This window comes from Halomonas sp. 3H (genome assembly GCF_024206005.1).
Classification (GTDB): domain Bacteria; phylum Pseudomonadota; class Gammaproteobacteria; order Pseudomonadales; family Halomonadaceae; genus Halomonas; species Halomonas campaniensis.
On record NZ_CP100360.1, the window covers coordinates 3,581,681 to 3,599,752 of the forward strand.

Annotated in this window: 19 protein-coding genes; 11 read left to right on the forward strand and 8 right to left on the reverse strand. The window is 69.4% G+C overall.

Annotated features, from left to right (window positions below; translation table 11 throughout):
- Positions 1 to 3 precede the first annotated feature (3 nt).
- Positions 4 to 1,056: a class I fructose-bisphosphate aldolase gene (locus NFC98_RS16500; protein ID WP_254275987.1), complete on the reverse strand. Its 1,053-nt coding sequence runs from the start codon at positions 1,054 to 1,056 to the stop codon at positions 4 to 6.
- A 233-nt stretch (positions 1,057 to 1,289) separates the two neighbouring features.
- Between NFC98_RS16500 and NFC98_RS16505 the strand changes: the two genes are divergently transcribed.
- From NFC98_RS16505 to fba, 5 genes are all read left to right on the forward strand, one after another.
- Positions 1,290 to 1,643 (forward strand): CidA/LrgA family protein, encoded by a 354-nt coding sequence (locus NFC98_RS16505; protein ID WP_254275988.1) that lies wholly within the window; start codon positions 1,290 to 1,292, stop codon positions 1,641 to 1,643.
- Positions 1,636 to 2,352 carry an LrgB family protein gene (locus tag NFC98_RS16510; protein ID WP_254275989.1) on the forward strand — a complete coding sequence of 239 codons (717 nt, stop codon included), beginning with the start codon at positions 1,636 to 1,638 and terminating at the stop codon, positions 2,350 to 2,352. The genes NFC98_RS16505 and NFC98_RS16510 overlap by 8 nt, the downstream gene beginning before the upstream one ends.
- Positions 2,353 to 2,403: 51 nt before the next feature.
- Positions 2,404 to 3,477, forward strand: a complete 1,074-nt coding sequence (locus tag NFC98_RS16515) for a type I glyceraldehyde-3-phosphate dehydrogenase (RefSeq protein WP_254275990.1) — start codon at positions 2,404 to 2,406, stop codon at positions 3,475 to 3,477.
- A 53-nt stretch (positions 3,478 to 3,530) separates the two neighbouring features.
- Complete coding sequence (locus NFC98_RS16520) at positions 3,531 to 4,697, forward strand: phosphoglycerate kinase (protein WP_254275991.1); 1,167 nt, start codon at positions 3,531 to 3,533, stop codon at positions 4,695 to 4,697.
- A 91-nt stretch (positions 4,698 to 4,788) separates the two neighbouring features.
- Positions 4,789 to 5,853: a class II fructose-bisphosphate aldolase gene (gene fba / locus NFC98_RS16525; protein ID WP_254275992.1), complete on the forward strand. Its 1,065-nt coding sequence runs from the start codon at positions 4,789 to 4,791 to the stop codon at positions 5,851 to 5,853.
- Positions 5,854 to 6,029: 176 nt separating this feature from the next.
- On the opposite strand, the gene NFC98_RS16530 is transcribed toward fba, so the two are convergent.
- Positions 6,030 to 6,329, reverse strand: coding sequence for a hypothetical protein (locus tag NFC98_RS16530; protein ID WP_254275993.1), 300 nt, complete (start codon positions 6,327 to 6,329; stop codon positions 6,030 to 6,032).
- Positions 6,330 to 6,723: 394 nt separating this feature from the next.
- On the opposite strand from NFC98_RS16530, the gene NFC98_RS16535 reads away from it, so the two are divergent.
- Complete coding sequence (locus NFC98_RS16535) at positions 6,724 to 7,413, forward strand: HAD family phosphatase (protein WP_254275994.1); 690 nt, start codon at positions 6,724 to 6,726, stop codon at positions 7,411 to 7,413.
- A gap of 86 nt (positions 7,414 to 7,499) precedes the next feature.
- Positions 7,500 to 7,874 (forward strand): translation initiation factor Sui1, encoded by a 375-nt coding sequence (locus NFC98_RS16540; RefSeq protein WP_183333471.1) that lies wholly within the window; start codon positions 7,500 to 7,502, stop codon positions 7,872 to 7,874.
- Here NFC98_RS16540 and NFC98_RS16545 read toward each other — a convergent pair.
- Complete coding sequence (locus NFC98_RS16545) at positions 7,847 to 8,725, reverse strand: NAD-dependent protein deacetylase (protein WP_254275995.1); 879 nt, start codon at positions 8,723 to 8,725, stop codon at positions 7,847 to 7,849. The genes NFC98_RS16540 and NFC98_RS16545 overlap by 28 nt on opposite strands.
- A 124-nt stretch (positions 8,726 to 8,849) precedes the next feature.
- On the opposite strand from NFC98_RS16545, the gene NFC98_RS16550 reads away from it, so the two are divergent.
- On the forward strand, positions 8,850 to 9,755 hold the full coding sequence (locus NFC98_RS16550) for a nuclease-related domain-containing protein (protein WP_254275996.1): 906 nt from the start codon (positions 8,850 to 8,852) through the stop codon (positions 9,753 to 9,755).
- A 46-nt stretch (positions 9,756 to 9,801) separates the two neighbouring features.
- Here NFC98_RS16550 and NFC98_RS16555 read toward each other — a convergent pair whose 3' ends face one another.
- Complete coding sequence (locus NFC98_RS16555) at positions 9,802 to 11,151, reverse strand: deoxyguanosinetriphosphate triphosphohydrolase (protein ID WP_254275997.1); 1,350 nt, start codon at positions 11,149 to 11,151, stop codon at positions 9,802 to 9,804.
- A gap of 145 nt (positions 11,152 to 11,296) precedes the next feature.
- On the opposite strand from NFC98_RS16555, the gene NFC98_RS16560 reads away from it, so the two are divergent.
- The gene (locus NFC98_RS16560; RefSeq protein WP_183333463.1) at positions 11,297 to 11,566 is read left to right on the forward strand and encodes a type II toxin-antitoxin system Phd/YefM family antitoxin; all 270 of its coding nucleotides are present in this window, start codon (positions 11,297 to 11,299) and stop codon (positions 11,564 to 11,566) included.
- A 2-nt stretch (positions 11,567 to 11,568) separates the two neighbouring features.
- Complete coding sequence (locus tag NFC98_RS16565; RefSeq protein WP_254275998.1) at positions 11,569 to 11,889, forward strand: type II toxin-antitoxin system RelE/ParE family toxin; 321 nt, start codon at positions 11,569 to 11,571, stop codon at positions 11,887 to 11,889.
- A 29-nt stretch (positions 11,890 to 11,918) separates the two neighbouring features.
- Here the strand turns inward: NFC98_RS16565 and glnG are convergent, their stop codons facing one another.
- The 4 genes from glnG to glnA form a co-directional block, all read right to left on the reverse strand.
- Positions 11,919 to 13,331, reverse strand: coding sequence for a nitrogen regulation protein NR(I) (glnG, locus tag NFC98_RS16570; protein ID WP_254275999.1), 1,413 nt, complete (start codon positions 13,329 to 13,331; stop codon positions 11,919 to 11,921).
- Positions 13,324 to 14,370, reverse strand: coding sequence for a nitrogen regulation protein NR(II) (glnL, locus tag NFC98_RS16575; protein WP_254277868.1), 1,047 nt, complete (start codon positions 14,368 to 14,370; stop codon positions 13,324 to 13,326). Before glnL ends, glnG begins: the two co-directional genes overlap by 8 nt.
- A gap of 442 nt (positions 14,371 to 14,812) precedes the next feature.
- The gene (locus NFC98_RS16580) at positions 14,813 to 15,385 is read right to left on the reverse strand and encodes a DUF4124 domain-containing protein (protein ID WP_254276000.1); all 573 of its coding nucleotides are present in this window, start codon (positions 15,383 to 15,385) and stop codon (positions 14,813 to 14,815) included.
- 176 nt (positions 15,386 to 15,561) lie between these two features.
- Positions 15,562 to 16,968 carry a glutamate--ammonia ligase gene (glnA, locus tag NFC98_RS16585; protein WP_254276001.1) on the reverse strand — a complete coding sequence of 469 codons (1,407 nt, stop codon included), beginning with the start codon at positions 16,966 to 16,968 and terminating at the stop codon, positions 15,562 to 15,564.
- A 556-nt stretch (positions 16,969 to 17,524) separates the two neighbouring features.
- Here glnA and NFC98_RS16590 point away from each other — a divergent pair.
- Positions 17,525 to 18,070, forward strand: coding sequence for a hypothetical protein (locus NFC98_RS16590; protein WP_254276002.1), 546 nt, complete (start codon positions 17,525 to 17,527; stop codon positions 18,068 to 18,070).
- The last annotated feature ends 2 nt before the right edge of the window (positions 18,071 to 18,072 follow it).

Genomic DNA, 18,072 nt, shown 5'->3' on the forward strand with positions numbered 1-18,072 from the left:
TGCTCAGGCGATGGTGACCTCCGGGTCGAGGTAGACGTCCTGGATGGCGTGCAGCAGGGCCACCCCCTCGTCCATGGGCTTCTGGAAGGCCTTGCGACCGGAGATCAGCCCCATGCCGCCGGCGCGCTTGTTGATTACCGCGGTGCGCACCGCCTCGGCCAGGTCGGAGGCTCCCTTGGAGCCGCCGCCGGAGTTGATCAGCCCGGCGCGGCCCATGTAGCAGTTGGCCACCTGGTAGCGGGCCAGGTCGATGGGGTGGTCGGAGGTCAGCTCGTCATAGACCTTGGCATGGGTATGGCCGAAGCCGACGGCCCGGTAGCCCCCGTTGGTCTCGGGCAGCTTCTGCTTGACGATGTCGGCCTTGAGGGTGGCCGCCAGGTGGTTGGCCTGGCCGGTGAGGTCGGCCGCCACGTGGTAATCGGTGCCGTCCTGCTTGAAGGCCGGATTGCGCAGGTAGGCCCAGAGCACCGTGACCATGCCCAGCTCATGGGCCCGCTCGAAGGCCTCGCTGATCTCCATGATCTGCCGGCGGCTCTCGTGGGAGCCGAAGTAGATGGTCGCCCCCACCGCCACGCAGCCCATATCGAAGGCCTGCTCGACCTGGGCGAACAGCGTCTGGTCGTAGATCGCCGGATGGCTCAGGGTCTCGTTGTGGTTGAGCTTGAGCATCATCGGGATGCGGTGCGCATAGCGCCGGGCCACCGAGGAGAGCACGCCCAGCGTCGAGGCCACGCCGTTGCAGCCGCCCTCGATGGCCAGTTCGACGATGTTGGCCGGATCGAAGTAGCGGGGGTTGGGCGCGAAGGAGGCCCCGGCGGAGTGCTCGATGCCCTGGTCCACCGGCAGCAGGCTGAGATACCCCGTCCCGCCCAGCCGGCCGTGGTCGAACAGCCCCTGCAGGTTGCGCAGCACCGCGGGGCGGCGGTCGCTGTCGGCCACCACCCGGTCGACGAAGTCGGGCCCGGGCAGGTGCAGGCTGTCGCGGGGGATGCCCCGGCACTGGTGGGTCAGCAGGGTCTCGGCCTCGTCGCCGAGCCAGTTGGCGATATCGGTCATGGCGTTCCTCTCCGTGGTCGGGTTGATGTCGCTATTCCCAGCGTAGCGGATGACCGTAACCACCGTGGGCCGGGCCTTGCAACCTGTCGCCAGGAGAGGACAAGGGCCCCGCGGTTAGCGACCGCTCCGCCGCCGGCCCGTCGGCCGCGGCGACCGACAGCGGCGCGCGGCCGACACACGAATAGCGTGCTAACATGCTCCTCCCCTTCCGTCGCGACACGCGAGGATCATCGATGGCCGTTCTGCGCGGTTTCCTCTGGCTGCTGGGCTTCCTGCTGCTCGGCGATGCGCTGGTCACCCTGGCCGGCCTGCCGGTCTCGGCCGGCGTGGCCGGCATGCTGCTGCTCAGCGCCTGGCTGATGCTGCGCGGCACGGTATCGGCCGATATCGCCGCCGCCGCCCAGCCGCTGATCGGCGTGCTGGCCATGCTGATCATGCCCGGCGTGGTGGGCATCTTCTTCATGCTCGACGCGCTCGCCGGGCAGTGGACGGCGATCCTCGCCGCCCTGGTCCTCGGCACCCTGCTCAGCGTCTTCACCACCCTGTGGCTGATGCGCCGGCTGATGGGCGGGGGCGACCATGAGTGAGCTGATCGACCACCTGATGGCCACGCCGCTGGGAGCCATCGCCCTGACCCTGGCCGCCTACGTGGCCGGCCTGCACCTGTTCCGGCGGCTCGGCGCCCCCGGCTGGTGTCCGCCGATCCTGGTCGCCGCCCTGCTGCTGGCCGGGGTGCTGGCCCTCGCCAGCATCGACTACGCCGACTACCGCGAGGGTGCCGGCTGGCTGATGCTGCTGCTGGGGCCGGCCACCGTGGCCCTGGGCCTGCCCCTCTACCAGCAGATGCCGCACATCCGCGCCCTGTGGCGCCCGCTGCTGGCCTGCCTGCCGCTCTCCGCGCTGCTGGCCGCGCTCTACGCGGTGGGCATCGCCTGGCTGCTCGGGGCGCCGCCGGAGATCCTCGCCTCCCTCGCGCCCAAGTCGGTCACCGCCCCCATCGCCATCGGCATCACCGAGCAGATCGGCGGCTCGGTGTCGCTGATGATGGGCGGCCTGCTGCTTACCGGCGTGGTGGCCATCGCCGGAGTGGAGCTGCTCTCGCGCTGGCTGGGCATCCGCGACGAGCGCATCCTCGGGCTCGCCCTGGGCATCAACGGCCACGCCCTGGGCACCGTACGCGCCTTCGAGATCGGCCCCACCGCCGGTGCCTTCGCCTCGCTGGGGATGAGCCTCACCGGCATCCTCACCGCCCTGCTGCTGCCGCTGGCCTGGCGCCTGCCGGGACTCGTCGGCTGAAGTGCGCTAGAATCTGCGCTTTGTGTCTGCCCGGGAGTCAGTGCCACCGCCATGGCCCACCGCATCGCCATCAACGGTTACGGCCGCATCGGCCAGTGCGTGCTTCGCGCCCTGATTGAACAACAGCGAGCCGAGCAGCAGCGTGGCGACCCGGCGGACGCGCCGGGAAGCGGCCATCCGCCCCTGGAGGTGGTGGCGATCAACGAGCTCTCCGACCTCGCCACCATCGCCTACCTGACCCGCTACGACACCACCCACGGCCGCTTCCCCGGCCGCGTGGAGGCCGACGGCGAGCAGATGAGCGTGAATGGCCGGTCGATCCGGGTGCTCTCCGAGCCGGACCCCGACCGCCTGCCCTGGGGCGAGCTCGGCATCGACCTGGTGCTGGAGTGCTCCGGCAGCTTCCGGGACCGCGCCACGGCCGCCCGCCACCTGGCCGCCGGCGCCGGCCGCCTGCTCTTCTCCCAGCCGGCGGAGAGCGACGTGGATGCCACCATCGTCACCGGCATCAACGACCACGAGCTCGCCCCCGCCCACCGCATCGTCTCGGCGGCCTCCTGCACCACCAACTGCCTGGTGCCGGTACTCACCGTGCTGGACGAGGCGCTGGGCATCGAGCATGGCGTCACCACCACCATCCACTCGGCGATGAATGACCAGCCGGTGATCGACGCCTACCACCAGACGGACCTGCGGCTGACCCGGTCGGCGATGCACTCCATCGTGCCGGTGGATACCGGCCTGGCGCGGGGCATCAACCGCCTGATGCCCCACCTGGCCGGGCGCTTCGAGTGCCTCCACGTGCGGGTGCCGACCATCAACGTCTCGGCCATGGACCTCGCCATCACGGTGCGCCGCGACACCAGCGCCGCCGAGGTCAACGCCCTGCTCGCCGAGGCCAGCCGCGGCCGCCTGGCCGGGCTGCTCGGCTACACCGAAGAGCCCATGGCCTCGGTCGACTTCAACCACGATCCGCGCTCCGGTATCGTGGACGCCACCCAGACCCGGGTGGCCGGCGGCCGCCTGATCAAGCTGCTGTGCTGGTTCGACAACGAGTGGGGCTTCGCCAACCGCATGCTCGACGTCGCCCGCCGACTGGCCGCCATGCCGCCCGGCACGCCCTGAACCCTTCGCCTGTGGTTTACCTACCAAGGTTTCCAGATGAGGAACACGCCCCGATGAACGTGCGCAAGATGACCGACCTCGACCTCAGCGGCCAGCGCGTGCTGATCCGCGAGGACCTGAACGTGCCCGTCAAGCACGGCAAGGTGACCAGCGATGCCCGCCTGCGGGCCGCCCTGCCGACCATCCAGGCCGCCATGGAGGCCGGTGCCCGGGTGATGCTGATGAGCCACCTGGGCCGTCCCACCGAGGGCGAGCCCGCCGAGGAGTTCTCCCTGGCGCCGGTGGCCGAGCACCTGGGCGAGCTGCTCGGCCGCCCGGTCACCCTGATCGGCGACTACCTGGATGCCGCCCTGGACCTGGCCGACGGCGAGGTGGTGCTGCTCGAGAACGTGCGCTTCAACAAGGGCGAGAAGAAGGATGACGAGACCCTGGCGAAGCAGTATGCCGCGCTGTGCGACATCTACGTGATGGACGCCTTCGGCACCGCCCACCGCGCCCAGGCCTCCACCCACGGCGTGGCGCGCTTCGCCCCCACCGCCTGCGCCGGCCCGCTGCTGGCCGCCGAGCTCGACGCCCTGGAAAAGGCCCTGGCCACCCCGGCGCGCCCCATGGCGGCCATCGTCGGCGGCTCCAAGGTCTCCACCAAGCTCGACGTGCTCACCGCGCTCGCCGAGAAGTGCGACCAGCTGATCGTCGGCGGCGGCATCGCCAACACCTTCATCGCCGCGGCCGGGCATCCGGTGGGCAAGTCCCTGCATGAGGCCGACCTGATCGACCAGGCCCGGGCGCTGATGGAGAAGGTCGAGATCCCGCTGCCCACCGACGTGGTGGTGGCCACCGAGTTTTCCGAGCAGGCCTCCGCGGTGGTCAAGCCGGTGGACCAGGTGGGCGACGACGAGATGATCCTCGACATCGGCCCCGAGACCGCCGCGCGCCTGGCGGGCATGCTCAAGGATGCCGGCACCATCCTCTGGAACGGCCCGGTGGGGGTGTTCGAGATCGACCAGTTCGGCCACGGCACCGAGGTGATCGCCAAGGCCATCGCCGAGAGCCCGGCGTTCTCCATCGCCGGGGGCGGCGACACCCTCGCCGCCATCGACAAGTACGGCATCGCCGACCGGGTCTCCTACATCTCCACCGGCGGCGGCGCCTTCCTCGAGTATGTCGAGGGCAAGACCCTGCCGGCGGTGGCCGCCCTCGAGGCCGCCGCCCGCGGCTGATGCCGGCCCCCATTGAGCGACGACAACCCTTTTTCGATGAAAGACATGCGGCGCCCGGGCGGCGCCGCGACCACGTGAACAAGGTGACCCCATGGCACTGATCAGCATGCGCCAGATGCTGGACCACGCCGCCGAGCGCGGCTACGGCATCCCGGCCTTCAACGTCAACAACCTCGAGCAGATGCGCGCCATCATGGAAGCCGCCGACGCCACCGACTCCCCGGTGATCGTCCAGGCCTCCGCCGGCGCCCGCAAGTACGCCGGGGCCCCCTTCCTGCGCCACCTGATCCTGGCCGCGGTGGAGGAGTTCCCGCATATCCCGGTGGTGATGCACCAGGACCACGGCACCAGCCCCGCGGTGTGCCAGCGCTCCATCCAGCTCGGCTTCTCCTCGGTGATGATGGACGGCTCGCTGGGCGAGGACGGCAAGACCCCGATGGACTACGCCTACAACGTCGATGTCACCCGTCGCACCGTGGAGATGGCCCATGCCTGCGGCGTCTCCGTGGAGGGCGAGCTGGGCTGCCTGGGCAGCCTGGAGACCGGCATGGCCGGCGAGGAGGATGGCATCGGCGCCGAGGGCAAGCTGGACATGGAGCAGCTGCTCACCGACCCCGAGGAGGCCGCCGAGTTCGTCAAGGCCACCCAGGTCGACGCCCTGGCCATCGCCATCGGCACCAGCCACGGCGCCTACAAGTTCACCAAGCCGCCCACCGGCGACACCCTCTCCATCCAGCGCATCAAGGAGATCCACGCCCGCATCCCCGACACCCACCTGGTGATGCACGGCTCCTCCTCGGTGCCCCAGGAGTGGCTCGAGGTGATCAACCGCTACGGCGGCGAGATCCCCGAGACCTACGGCGTGCCGGTCGAGGAGATCGTCGAGGGCATCCGCCACGGCGTGCGCAAGGTCAACATCGACACCGACCTGCGCCTGGCCTCCACCGGGGCGGTGCGCCGCTTCCTGGCCGAGCACCCCAGCGAGTTCGACCCGCGCAAGTTCCTCAAGGAGACCGTCTCCGCCATGCGCGACGTCTGCATCGCCCGCTACGAGGCCTTCGGCACCGCCGGCAACGCCAGCCGCATCAAGCCGATCAGCCTCGAGGCCATGGTCGGCCGCTACGAGAGCAGCGAGCTCGCCCCCAAGGTGAAATGAGGCGCTGACGGTCAGCCAAGCGACAGAAGGGGCGGCCCATCGGGCCGCCCCTTGTCGTTTCCATACCCCACCGCTGCAGGGCGATAGCCAGCCACCTCACGAACGACACCGCCCCCGGCGCATGGCCGGGGGCGGTGGAGAGGAAGCGGTTTCCTCGGATGGGAGCGTCGAGGCGATTACCAGCTGGTGTCCTCTTCCTCCTCGTCAGGCGTCTCCCACTCTTCCTCTTCGTTCTCCTCTTCGTAGTCGAACTCGTACTCCTCTTCCTCGTTCTCGTACTCGGTGCCGTCATAGGCCGTGCCGGTCTCGGCGTTGCCCTGGGTGCTGCCACCGGTGGCATCCGGGGCGGTCTCCTCGTGGGGCGTCGGCTCTTCCGGCTCCTCGTCGTGCATGTCGCCGAAGGCCAGCGGGCTGGCGGCCAGGCCGAAGGTAATACCGAAGATACCGAGTTTCTTGAGGAATTCCTTGGACATCATGTTCGCACCTCCAATGGAGTCTGAACGTGAATTTCCTGATGAAGCCGAGGGCTTCGGTTGTCATGTCGAGAGGCCGGCAGGGCGTCTCGCCGACATGTCCTGCTCACCCCGACAGGTGCAGGCAGCGGGCCAGGCTGCCAAAAGAAAAATAAAAATCCTTTAAAATCAAATTAATGAAAGAATAGTGCGCCAGGCCATCCTGGCCGGGAACACCCCCGCGACGTGGTGAAATCTGGCACATGGGGCCGGCCGGCACAGTGGCCCGCGGCTATCGGCAGGGCGTGGGCCGCCCTGGGACTGCCGGCCGCAGATTGAAAACACTGTTCACAAAGTGGCCGGAGTAGGCTTTAATAAGGGACATGATGCACTCTGGCCACACCCGTGAGGTCTGGTGATGCCACGCCCTCTCTGCCTGCTCTTTGACTGTGACGGCACCCTGGTCGACAGCGAGCCGCTGCTCGCCGACGAGATGTCCACCGCCCTGACGGCGGTGGGACTGCCGTTCCAGGCCAGCGACTACATGGGCGAGTTCCGCGGCGCCCGCTTCCGTCGCATCGTGGCAGAGCTGGAGCGCCGGCACGGCAGCGTCGACCCCGAGCGCCTCGAGCCGCTGGAGGCGACGATGCGCAGCAACCTCAATCGCCGCCTGGCCAGCGAGCTCCGCCCCATCGCCGGTGCCACCGAGGCGCTGGCGCTGCTTCAGGACTACCCCATGGGCGTCGTCTCCAACGGCCCCGAGAACAAGATCCGCACCTCCCTGGCCGCCACCGGCCTCGAGGCGGTGTTCGGAAACCACCTGTTCAGCGCCTATGTCGCCAACTGCTGGAAGCCCGACCCCTGCCTCTACCTTCACGCCGCCCGCGAGATGGGCTTTGCCCCGGCGCAGTGCCTGGTCATCGAGGATTCCGTGGTAGGCGTGCGTGCCGCCCTGGCTGCGGGAATGACGGTGATCCACCTCAACCGCTTCCCCGACGCGGAGGAGACCCCGGAGGGCGCCATCATGATCACCAGCATGTTCCAGCTGCCCACGGTGGTCGCCCGTCTCGCCAACGACCCGCCCTCCCGCGCCGCCACGGCCCGCTGAGCCCACACCCGGCGACGATGCAGCCGGGCGCCGCGGGCGCTATCATCCCGCCACTGCCTTCATTCATCCGCAGGGGAGAGTCTGTCATGGCCTCACTTCAGGATCAGCTTCGCGGCCTGGTCTACTCCACCGAGCACGGGGAGACCTGCCCCGACTGCCGCCAGCCGGTGGCCGACTGCCGCTGTGACGAACAGGCCGAGCAGGCCCGGCTGGCCGAACTCGACGGCATCGTGCGCCTCCGCCGCGAGACCAGCGGTCGCAAGGGCAAGGGGGTGACCACCGTCTCGGGCATCCCGCTGCCGGCGGCCGAGCTCAAGGCCCTCGCCAAGGCGCTGAAGAAGCGCTGCGGCACCGGCGGCGCCGTGAAGGAGGGCGTCATCGAGATCCAGGGCGACCATCGCGATACGCTCAAGGCCGAGCTGGAGGCGCGTGGCTATACCGTCAAGCTGGCCGGTGGCTGAGCCTCGAGGCCGGCCAGCAGGGCGTCCAGCGCCAGCTCGACCGGCGCCTCCAGCTTCACGGCATAGAGGTCGTCGGCTCGGGTGCGCCCGAGGTTGAGGCAGGCGATCGGCTTGCCGTCGCGGGCGGCGGCCCGGGCAAAGCGGAAGCCGGAGAAGACCATCAGCGAAGAGCCCACCACCAGCAGCGCCTCGCTCTCGGCCAGCAGGTCGAAGGCGCGCTCGACGGTATCGCGAGGCACGCTGTCGCCGAAGAACACCACGTCGGGCTTCCAGATGCCATCGCCGCAGCGCGTGCAGCCGGGCACCTCGAAGCTCGAGAAGTCGGTCTCCAGGTCGGCGTCGCCATCCGGGGCGGCCCGCGCGCCGGTGGTCGACCACCGGGGGTTCCGGTCGGCGAGCTCGGCGTGCAGGTCGTGACGCATGCGCCGGGCCCCGCAGCCCATGCAGCGCACCCGGTCGGCCCGGCCGTGGAGGTCGATCACCCGGCGCGAACCCGCCCGCTGGTGCAGGCCGTCGACGTTCTGGGTGATCACCCCGCGGATCCGGCCCAGCGCCTCGAGCCGTGCCAGGGCATGATGGGCCGCATTGGGACGTGCCTCGCCCAGGGTGCGGAAGCCCACCAGGGCCCGTGCCCAGTAGCGCTGGCGGGCCGCATGGCTGCCCATGAACTGCTGGTGCTGCATGGGCGGCGAGCGCTTCCAGCCGCCGCTGCGGTCACGGTAGTCGGGAATGCCGCTGGCGGTGCTGATCCCCGCCCCGGTCAGCACCACCAGCCCGGAATGCCGCTCGAGGAAGGCCCGCAGGTCGTCGAGCGCCTGCCGGTCGACGACCCCGCCCTGATTCGTTCGCATGTCCACTCGCACCTCGCCTTCTCCGCGCCTCGAACCGAAAGAGCATGGCCCCCGACGGTCGAGGTTGTCTAGAATGGGCCAACGACTCCCCTGACCCTCCCCACTGAATGGGCAAGGAATCCCGATGGCCTGGCTGGAATACCTGCTTCCCCTGATCTTCCTGTTTCCGCTCTCGGCCATGGCGGTGATCGTGATGGCACTGCGCAACCTGCACGATGCCCGGGTGCGCTCGCCGTTCGATGCCCACCAGCTCCGCGAGCCCGGTCAGGCCCTGCGCGACCGCCTCGACCGCGCCTTTGCCGGCCTCTTCCTCAACGGCGCCCTGGGGCCCATCGTGACCCTGGCGCCGCTGGTCTACGGCATGGGGCGGATGCTCTTCGCCACCGAGCAGAACTGGTTCGAGTGGGCCCTATACGGGGCACTCAGCACGCTGCTGGTGCTGCTCTACTGCTTCCTGCTGATCCGCGACTTCCAGCGGATTCGCCGCCTGAAGCTGGGGCTGGCCTGCGAGCTGGCGGTGGGCCAGGAGCTGGCGCGGCTGATCCGTCCCGAGGCCCACCCCTACTACGTCTTCCACGACGTGCCGGGCAACGGCACCCGCATCGACCACGTGGTGGTCACCCCCTGCGGGGTCTTCGTGGTAGAGACCCGCGCCCGCACCCGTCCGTTCACGCCCTCCGGCCAGGAGATCAATCTGGTCAACGTGGAGCGCGAGCGGCTGCGCTTCCCCGGCTGGAGCGAGCGCCAGCCGCTGGAGAGGACCCGCGAACTGACCCGCTGGATGACCGACTGGCTGGCCCAGCAGACCGGCCGCGAGGTCCCGGTGATGGGCGTGCTGACGCTACCCGGCTGGAACGTGGAGGCCAGCGAGGCCCCCGACGACCTGCTGGTGGTCAGCGGCGAGAACCTCTCCCTGACCCTCGCCGAGCTTTGCCCCGGCGAGTTCGACCCGGCGGCCCACGATGCGGCGATCGCCGCGCTGCGCGAGCGCGCCGCCCGGGTGGAGCAGCTGAACGCCGCGGCGGACTGACCCCCGGCGGCCCTGTCCGGGACCGTACGGCGCCCCGCGGGCGGCCTCAGTCGCCCCGCAGCCGGCCCCCCATCTCCTGGGCCAGGTCCACGGCGTAGTGGTCGGTCATGCCCCCGATGAAGTCCAGCATCCGCCGGTAGCTGTCGTAGAGGCTCCAGGAGGGGCGCGGAGTGTTCTCACCGATCAGCGCCAGCACCCGCTGATGCTTGAAGGTCGAGCGGCCGGTATGGTGGAGCTCGTGGGCCGCGCCGATGAAGGCCTCCAGCAGGATGCCCAGGGTCGTGTAGGCACCGATCTCCAGCTTGGCCTTGCGCTCGTTCTGGAAGATGCGCTCCCGGGCCAGCTGCTTGGCCGCCTTGACCCCCCAGCCCAGGTCCGGGTGGCAGAGCTCCAGCAGGTCCTCCTTGAGGCGCCCGCCCAGCAGCTCCGCCTCGTGCTGCACGAACACCGCCCCCACGTCGTTCACCGCCCGCTCCATGGCCGCCCCGCGCAGCGCGGCGATGCGCCGCCGCTGGGAGACCCCGTGACGCTGCATGGCCGCATAGTCCGCCGGCTCGCCGCCGGCGATCTGGATCAGCACGTCGGCGACCTCCTCGTAGCGCAGGATGCCCATCTCCAGGCCATCCTCGAGGTCGAGCAGCGCATAGCAGATGTCGTCGGCGGCCTCCACCAGCCAGGCCAGCGGGTGGCGACACCAGCGCCCCTCGCCCCGGGGCAGCAGGCCCAGCCGCTCGGCCACCTCGACGAGCAGGTGGCGTTCGCTCTGGTAGCAGCCGAACTTGCCGGCCGCCCCGCCGTGCTCCACGGTCCAGGGGTACTTGAGCAGGGTGCCCAGGGTCGCCGTGGTCAGGCGCATCCCGCCGCGGAACTGGTTGTACTCCACCTGGGTGACGATGCGGAAGCCCTGGGCGTTGCCCTCGTAGGTGAGCAGGTCCTGGCGTTCGGGCGCCGAGAGCCCGTCGAGCAGGCCGCTGCCGTCGGACTCGGCGCGGGCGAACCAGTCGCGGATGGCGTACTCGCCGGCGTGACCGAAGGGCGGGTTGCCGATGTCGTGGCCCAAGCACGCCGCCTGGACGATCACCCCCAGGTCCGCCGGGGTGATCCAGCCGGGCAGGCGGCCGCTGAGCCGCTCGCCGACGATCATGCCCAGCGAGCGGCCCACGCAGCCTACCTCCAGGGAGTGAGTCAGACGGGTGTGGATATGGTCGTTGTCGGTCAGCGGGTGGACCTGGGTCTTGCGCCCCAGGCGCCGGAAGGAGCCGGCGAAAACGATCCTGTCGTGGTCCTTGTGGAAGGGGCTGCGACCGATCTCGTCGCGACCGCCGCCGGGGCGCTCGTCGCGCCGGTCATGCAGGCGGCTCGGGTCCAGCAGCCGCTCCCAGCTCATCTGCGTCATGGGCGTCTCTCCTTGAGAGACCCCATTCTGGCAGCCCCGGCCATTGCCGCCCAGCCCCGGCGCACGGCGTTGGCCCAGCCCTCGGTTGCCATGGCACCAAATCCGGACTAAATTCAGTCCACATGCCCGTGCGGAACCAGACGCCATGAAGTACTCAGAGAACATCAAGCCGATCAGCTATCTGAAGGCCCATGCCGCCGAGATTTCCCGCTCGCTCAACGAGCTGCGCGAGCCCATGGTGATCACCCAGAACGGCGAGGCCAGGATGGTCGTGCAGGACATCCGCAGCTATGAGCAGACCCAGGAGACACTGGCACTGCTCAAGATCCTGGCGCTGGGCAGCCAGGAGGTCGAGCAGGGCAAGACCCTGGATGCCGCCGAGGGCTTCCATCGGCTGCGCCGCGGGGATCGCTAGCCGTGGCGCTGCGGGTCGAGCTCACGGCCTCGGCCTTCGAGGACCTTCGTGAGCTCTGCGACTTCATCGCCGAAGACTCGCCCCCTGCGGCCGAGCAGCTGCTCGCCGCCATCGAAGCGCGCATCATGTCGCTGGGGCAGCATCCCGAGCGCGGCAGCCATCCCCGCGAGCTGCTGGAACTGGGCATCCGGGAGTATCGCCAGGTCATCGAGCCGCCGGTGCGCATCCTCTACCGCCAGCATGACGAGCGCCTCATCGTCTACCTGATTGCCCACAGTCGCCGCGACATGCAGCGGCTGCTGTCACGGCGTCTGCTCGGCTAGCGTCCTCTCATGACCGCTTGGCGCTCAGCCTACTCTCCGTCCGCCAGCGCCGGCAGCAGGGTCTTCAATTTACGCGTCAGGGTGTTGCGCCCCCAGCCGAGCAGCTCGGCCGCCTCGCCCTTGCGCCCGCCGGTATGGCGCAAGGCGGTCTCGATGAGGATGCGTTCGAAATCCGGGACGGCCTCCTCCAGCAGGTGGGTATGCCCCGCGGCCAGGGCCCGGTCGGCCCAGTCGCGGAAGGCCGTCCGCCAGTCGCCGCTGGGGGCGGTGCCACCGTCGCAGTCGCGCAGCTCCGGCGGCAGGTCCTCCACCAGGATCTCGCGGCCCGAGGCCATCACCGTCAGCCAGCGGCAGGTATTCTCCAGCTGGCGCACGTTGCCCGGCCAGGGCAGGCGGGTCAGGTGGGTCTCGGCCTCGGGGGTGAGCACCTTGATGTCGGTGGAGAGCTCCTTGGCGGCCTCGGCCAGGAAGTGGCGGGCCAGCCGCGGGATGTCCTCGCGCCGCTCGGCCAGCTTCGGCAGGTGCACGCGGATCACGTTGAGGCGGTGGAAGAGGTCCTCCCGGAAGCGCCCGTCGTCCACCAGGGTCTCGAGGTTCTGGTGGGTGGCGGCGATGATCCGCACGTCCACCTTCACCGGCGTGTGCCCCCCCACCCGGTAGAACTCGCCGTCGGCCAGCACGCGCAGCAGGCGGGTCTGGGTCTCGGCGGGCATGTCGCCGATCTCGTCCAGGAACAGGGTGCCGCCGTTGGCCTGCTCGAAACGCCCCTGCCGCTGGGCGGTGGCGCCGGTGAAGGCGCCCTTCTCGTGGCCGAACAGCTCGGACTCGATCAGGTCCCGGGGGATCGCCGCCATGTTCAGGGCGATGAACGGCTGGCCGGCCCGCGGGCTGTGCTGGTGCAGGGCCCGGGCCACCCGCTCCTTGCCGGTCCCGGACTCGCCGTTGATCAGCACGGTGATGTGCGAGTGCGACAGCCGGCCGATGGCGCGGAACACCTCCTGCATGGCCGGCGCCTCGCCGATGATCTCGGCGTCGAGCCCCTCGGGCACGCTCACCGGCCGCTTCCGCTCGCGGGCATGGGCCACCGCGCGGCGCACCAGCGACAGGGCCTCATCCACGTCGAAGGGCTTGGGCAGGTACTCGAAGGCGCCGCCCTGGTAGGAGGCCACCGCGCTGTCGAGGTCGGAGTGGGCGGTCATCACGATGACCGGCAGGTCCGGGTGGGCTTCCCGCACCCGGGCCATCAGGTCCAGGCCGTCGATGCCCGGCATGCGGATATCGGTGACCAGTACCTCGGGTGGGTTATCCAGCAGGCGCTGCAGGGCGGTATCGGCGCGCTCGATGCACTCCACCTCGAGGTCGGGCTGGGCCAGGGCGCGCTCCAGCACCCAGCGAATGGCGCGGTCGTCGTCGACGATCACCACGCGTGCGGCGTCAGTCATGGCGCTTCTCCAGCGGAATCAGCAGTCGGAATTCGGTTTGGCCCGGCACGGACTCGCATTCGATGAGGCCCTGGTGCTGGTGCAGGATCGCCTGGGCGATGGAGAGGCCCAGGCCGCTGCCGTCGGCGCGGCCGGAGACCATGGGATAGAACAGGGTCTCCTGCAGCGCCTCGGGAATGCCCGGACCGTTGTCGATGATGCCCACCTCGCAGACCAGCCGGTGGCGCTCGGCGCCCAGGGTGAACTGGCGCCGCGCCCGGGTGCGCAGCACCAGCCGCGGCTCGGCCGTGCCCGCCTCGGTCATCGCCTCCACGGCATTGCGCGCCACGTTGAGGACCGCCTGGATCATCTGCGCCTCGTCACCGGCGAGGTCGGGCAGGCTGGGGTCGTAGTCGCGCTCGATCCACACCTCGGGGTGCTCCACGATCAGCAGCGAGCGCACCCGCTCCAGCACCTTGTGGACGTTGAGGGGATCGTGGCGGGTCACCCGGTTGGGGCCGAGCATGGAGTCCACCAGGTCGCGCAGGCGGTCCACCTCTTCGACGATGATCCGGGTGAACTCCTTGAGCCCCGGGTCGTCCAGGTCCCGTTCGAGCAGCTGGGCCGCGCCGCGGATGCCCCCCAGGGGGTTCTTCACCTCATGGGCCAGCCCGCGGGTCAGCACCTTGATGGTCTCCTGGCGGGTCATCAGCGCCTCCTCCCGGGAGATGCGCATCAGGCGATCGCGGGGCTCGATCTCCAGCAGCAGTTCGTCCTCCGAGAGCGGGGTGACCGTGTAGTCCACGGTCAGCGTCTCGCCGCCCAGCATCACCAGGCGCGCCTCGCGCTGGGTGAAGGGGTGGAACTCGTCCCGCGCCTTGCCGAGCACCTCGCCGAGGCCATCCTCGTGCTCCATCAGCGAGACCAGCCCCAGCCCCTTCACGCGGGTCAGGCTGACCGCCAGCAGCGCCTCGGCGGAAGGGTTCATCCACCTCAGCCGCAGCTCGCCATCCAGCAGCAGCACGGCCGTGGTCAGGTGTTCCATCAAGCGTTGGTACATCGATCGGGCCATGTCGTATCCACTATTGCCATGGGTACTGCAAGAAGCGCGCCACTCCGGGAAAGCGCGATATCAGCGCATTGTCGCTCTCCGACCGGGCACCGGCATGCACCAAACTAGTGCATGCCGGCCGCGCATGCACCATCGGGCGCACCACACAGGGGACTGCCAGCCCGGGCGGACCCGCCGCCGCGGACGGAAGGGATCAGGACGAGGCGTCGTCACCGCGCAGAGCACGCCGACGCAGTTCCGGCTCGTTGTCGGGGATCCGCCCGGGTGCCGGGACGACACGCTGCCCGGGCGCCGCCGGCTCCTCGGCTGGCGGGGCCGGCGGTCGGGGCGGTGAGGGGTGGTAATAGGGGGGCCGGTCACGAGGCGGCTCGTGACAGGGCCTGGGGCTGCCGTCCGGGCACCACGGCCAGGGTGCCCAGCGAGGGGGCAACTAATCGCCGCCGGCGGGACGGTTCACGTTGGCGCGCTGCACATAGATGGTGACCGGCGAGCTGCGGTGACGCACCTCGCCGCCGGCATCGAGCAGCTCGGCCTGCAGCACGTGCTCGCCGGGATTCATGTTGGCGACCATGAAGGCGGAGGTGTGCATCGCCGTCTGGCTCACCTGGCCGTCGACCAGCAGGCGCACCCGGTGGTCCTCGCGCAGCTCCGGCTCGATGCCCAGCTCCACCGGCACGTTGCCGGCGGCCCCCACCGGGAAGGCCTGCTCATGGGACGGGGAGAGGATCCGGAAGCTGTCGTAGGGCATGAAGGGCTGCCCGGGGGAGCCCGTCGCCGCGGCCGCCCCGCTGCCCTCGACCCGAGGCGCGGCCTCGCCACGGCGCACCTCGCCGGTGGAGGGCACCACGGTCAGCGGGGCGAGCTCCACCTGTTCGCCGCCCCGCTCCGGGTTGTCGGTGAAGATCACGTTGCCCTGGGCATCGGTGGTGCGGTAGATGGTCTGCGCCTGGGCCGCCAGGCTCACCGAGAGCCCCAGCGCCAGTGCTGCGAGTGCCTTGTTCATGCGGATTCCCCTGCGTCGCGGCCGGCCCGATGGCGCGGCCTGTCATATGGCATCCCGAACCTGTTCCTTGGATAGTGTACATAACAAAGGGGTTCCGCCATGGCGGAACCCCTTCTGCGTTCAACGAGCCGATGCCGTTGACGTGCCGCTCCCGCATCGGGAAGCGGCGAGCGTCATCAGCAGCTGTAGTACATGTCGAACTCGATCGGATGGGTGGTCATGCGGATGCGCTCCACGTCCTCCATCTTCAGCTCGATGTAGGCATCGATCATGTCGTCGGTGAACACGCCACCCTCGGTCAGGAAGGCACGGTCCTGGTCCAGTGCCTCCAGGGCCTGGTCGAGGCTGTGGGCCACGGTCGGTACGGCCTTGCCCTCTTCCGGCGGCAGGTCGTAGAGGTTCTTGTCCATGGCGTCGCCGGGGTGGATCTTGTTCTTGATGCCGTCGATACCGGCCATCAGCATCGCCGCGAAGCAGAGGTAGGGGTTGGCGGTCGGGTCCGGGAAGCGGAGCTCGACGCGCTTGCCCTTGGGGCTGGCGGTGTAGGGGATGCGGATGGAGGCGGAGCGGTTGCGGGCCGAGTAGGCCAGCATGACCGGCGCCTCGAAGCCCGGCACCAGGCGCTTGTAGGAGTTGGTGGAGGCATTGGCGAAGGCGTTCAGGGCACGGGCGTGCTTGATGACGCCGCCGATGTAGTAGAGCGCCATCTCGGAGAGGCCCGCGTACTCGTCACCGGCGAACTGGTTGACGCCATCCTTCCAGAAGGACTGGTGCACGTGCATGCCGCTGCCGTTGTCGCCGACCAGCGGCTTGGGCATGAAGGTGGCGGTCTTGCCATAGGCGTGAGCCACGTTGTGGATCACGTACTTCATCTCCTGGACCTCGTCGGCCTTCTTGACCAGGGTGTTGAACTTGACCCCGATCTCGTTCTGGCCGGCGTTGGCCACCTCGTGGTGGTGCACCTCGACGGTCTGTCCGATGGCCTCCAGGGTGTTGCACATGGCGCCGCGGATGTCGTGGAAGCTGTCCACCGGGGGCACCGGGAAGTAGCCACCCTTGACCCGCGGACGGTGGGCCAGGTTACCGCCCTCGATGGGACGATCGGTGGACCAGGCACCCTCCTCGGAGGTGATCTTGTACATGGATCCCTCGATGTCGGACTTCCAGTGCACCTCGTCGAAGATGAAGAACTCGGGCTCCGGGCCGAAGAAGGCAGTGTCGCCCAGGCCGGTGGACTGCAGGTAGGCCTCGGCGCGCTTGGCGATGGAGCGCGGGTCACGCTCGTAGCCCTGCATGGTGGCCGGCTCGATGATGTCGCAGCGCAGCACCAGGGTGGCGTCCTCGGTGAAGGGGTCGAGGTAGGCGGTGCCGTCCTCGGGGCGCAGGATCATGTCCGACTCGTTGATGCCCTTCCAGCCGGAGATGGAGGAGCCGTCGAACATCTGGCCGTTCTCGAAAAATTCCTCGTCGACGTCACGGGCGGGAATGGTGACGTGCTGCTCCTTGCCGCGGGTATCGGTGAAGCGCAGGTCGACCCACTTGACGTCATGTTCTTCAATCAGGGCGAGAGTCTTGGCAGACATGGTGTCCTCCACGTTGAGCTTGGCTCGGGGTAAATGTCGGGATCCTGGAATCCGCTGGTGCCGGGCACCCCGGCACCATGTTTAGCACGCCGCAGGCCCGCTGCCCACGACCGCCAGGCCGAAGCCTGGCACTGTCCAAAACAATGCAGGGGGCGTGCCAACTCTGCACCCCGGAGTGGCGGAAAGAAGCTAATGAATTGATCCCGAAGGCCTTTGCCCCTTCCCTCGACGCACCATCCTGAACCGACGGACGATCGGGCCACCGCTCCCTGCCCGACGAGCGCCGCGTATTGCACGCTCATGGTGCATAAAGCACCGCCGTTGCACCGCCAGGAGGCAAGGTGGCGGACCGGACCCTCGGGATCGGCGTCTGATGCCCGGCTCCATGCGCCGGCACGGCCACTATCGTGCCGGGCAGCCCGGAAAATTCACCCGCCGGCGCTTTGAAACCTTTCTACACTCAGGGCTACAATTCCTTACACCTCATATCCCGGCAGCGAGCCTCAGCCCGCGCCACCGGAATAATCGACTCGGCGGCACGTCCCACGGAGCTCGCATGACCTCCTTCACTGGCTGCATCCTCATCGACGCCCGCACCTCGGGCGCCCGGCTCCCCAGGCAGCTCGCTGCCCTGGCGGACGGCGACGATGGCGCGCAGCCCCGCTTCAACCTCGTGGTGGCCGACGACACCCGCGATCCGCGCCTGCCCGCCATCGCCAGGCGCTATGGCGCCCTGCGGGTACCCTGCCCGGCCGGGCCGCTCGGCGCGCGCCTCAATGCCGCCGTTCTGCACTGCTCCGGCGTGGTGGTGCTGATCCCCGTGGCGAAGCGCACGCCGCCTCGGCACATCCTGATTGGCCTGGCCAGCGGGATCATCGCCCAGACCCACGATGCCGTCCTGCTGCCGGCCGGCAGCAGCGGACGTCTCGCCGGCCTGCTGGCCCGCCTGCGGCGCAGCCCGAGCTGCGACGCCCTGTGCCTGTCAAGGGAGTGGTTCGAGCGCATCGGCGGCTTCGACCCCGAACTGGAGGCCAGCGCCCTGCCGGAGCTGGTCGAGCGGTTACGGGCCTGCGGCGCCCGGGTGGCGTCCACCGCCCGCTGAGC

What these genes read in the sequence shown, in the direction of transcription:
- NFC98_RS16500 (WP_254275987.1), bottom strand. Translation starts at nt 1,056, where the DNA reads ATGACCGATATCGCCAACTGGCTCGGCGACGAGGCCGAGACCCTGCTG.
- NFC98_RS16505 (WP_254275988.1), top strand. Translation starts at nt 1,290, where the DNA reads ATGGCCGTTCTGCGCGGTTTCCTCTGGCTGCTGGGCTTCCTGCTGCTC.
- NFC98_RS16510 (WP_254275989.1), top strand. Translation starts at nt 1,636, where the DNA reads ATGAGTGAGCTGATCGACCACCTGATGGCCACGCCGCTGGGAGCCATC.
- NFC98_RS16515 (WP_254275990.1), top strand. Translation starts at nt 2,404, where the DNA reads ATGGCCCACCGCATCGCCATCAACGGTTACGGCCGCATCGGCCAGTGC.
- NFC98_RS16520 (WP_254275991.1), top strand. Translation starts at nt 3,531, where the DNA reads ATGAACGTGCGCAAGATGACCGACCTCGACCTCAGCGGCCAGCGCGTG.
- fba (WP_254275992.1), top strand. Translation starts at nt 4,789, where the DNA reads ATGGCACTGATCAGCATGCGCCAGATGCTGGACCACGCCGCCGAGCGC.
- NFC98_RS16530 (WP_254275993.1), bottom strand. Translation starts at nt 6,329, where the DNA reads ATGATGTCCAAGGAATTCCTCAAGAAACTCGGTATCTTCGGTATTACC.
- NFC98_RS16535 (WP_254275994.1), top strand. Translation starts at nt 6,724, where the DNA reads ATGCCACGCCCTCTCTGCCTGCTCTTTGACTGTGACGGCACCCTGGTC.
- NFC98_RS16540 (WP_183333471.1), top strand. Translation starts at nt 7,500, where the DNA reads ATGGCCTCACTTCAGGATCAGCTTCGCGGCCTGGTCTACTCCACCGAG.
- NFC98_RS16545 (WP_254275995.1), bottom strand. Translation starts at nt 8,725, where the DNA reads ATGCGAACGAATCAGGGCGGGGTCGTCGACCGGCAGGCGCTCGACGAC.
- NFC98_RS16550 (WP_254275996.1), top strand. Translation starts at nt 8,850, where the DNA reads ATGGCCTGGCTGGAATACCTGCTTCCCCTGATCTTCCTGTTTCCGCTC.
- NFC98_RS16555 (WP_254275997.1), bottom strand. Translation starts at nt 11,151, where the DNA reads ATGACGCAGATGAGCTGGGAGCGGCTGCTGGACCCGAGCCGCCTGCAT.
- NFC98_RS16560 (WP_183333463.1), top strand. Translation starts at nt 11,297, where the DNA reads ATGAAGTACTCAGAGAACATCAAGCCGATCAGCTATCTGAAGGCCCAT.
- glnG (WP_254275999.1), bottom strand. Translation starts at nt 13,331, where the DNA reads ATGACTGACGCCGCACGCGTGGTGATCGTCGACGACGACCGCGCCATT.
- glnL (WP_254277868.1), bottom strand. Translation starts at nt 14,370, where the DNA reads ATGTACCAACGCTTGATGGAACACCTGACCACGGCCGTGCTGCTGCTG.
- NFC98_RS16580 (WP_254276000.1), bottom strand. Translation starts at nt 15,385, where the DNA reads ATGAACAAGGCACTCGCAGCACTGGCGCTGGGGCTCTCGGTGAGCCTG.
- glnA (WP_254276001.1), bottom strand. Translation starts at nt 16,968, where the DNA reads ATGTCTGCCAAGACTCTCGCCCTGATTGAAGAACATGACGTCAAGTGG.
- NFC98_RS16590 (WP_254276002.1), top strand. Translation starts at nt 17,525, where the DNA reads ATGACCTCCTTCACTGGCTGCATCCTCATCGACGCCCGCACCTCGGGC.